This is a genomic window from Streptococcus danieliae, from assembly GCF_009767945.1.
GTDB lineage: Bacteria > Bacillota > Bacilli > Lactobacillales > Streptococcaceae > Streptococcus > Streptococcus danieliae.
This window is the reverse complement of the sequence record NZ_WSRS01000213.1, coordinates 1-446: the sequence shown is the minus strand read 5'-3', so window position 1 is coordinate 446 and position 446 is coordinate 1. Positions and strand designations below refer to the sequence as shown.

Below are 446 nucleotides of genomic sequence, written 5' to 3'. Positions count from 1 at the left end.
TCATTGCTGTCTGCTTGGCTTGGGGTTTCTACAACCTTAACTGTCACAGGAACCTTATCTTGCGAACCATCTGGGTAAGTCACAAGGACTGTCGCTGGTTTATCTCCTGCTGTGCTTGTGTCTACTGGGCTTTCAAACGCAACTGTAGTACCTGTTGGAAGGTCACCTAGGTTAGAGATGGACTTCTCAGCTGATGGAGTTTCACCAACGGTAACGGTTTGATCAGCTGGACTTGGTTCATTGCTGTCTGCTTGGCTTGGGGTTTCTACAACCTTAACTGTCACAGGAACCTTATCTTGCGAACCATCTGGGTAGGTCACAAGAACGGTCGCTGGTTTATCTCCTGCTGTACTTGTGTCTACTGGGCTCTCAAACGCTACCGTAGTACCTGTTGGAAGATCGCCTAGGTTAGAGACAGACTTCTCAGCTGATGGAGTTTCACCAAC

Annotated in this window: 1 protein-coding gene; it reads right to left on the bottom strand. The window is 48.4% G+C overall.

Annotated features, from left to right (window positions below):
• Positions 1 to 446, bottom strand: a 446-nt coding sequence (locus E5983_RS09510) for a Rib/alpha-like domain-containing protein (RefSeq protein WP_269148553.1), incomplete at both ends; no start/stop codon positions are given.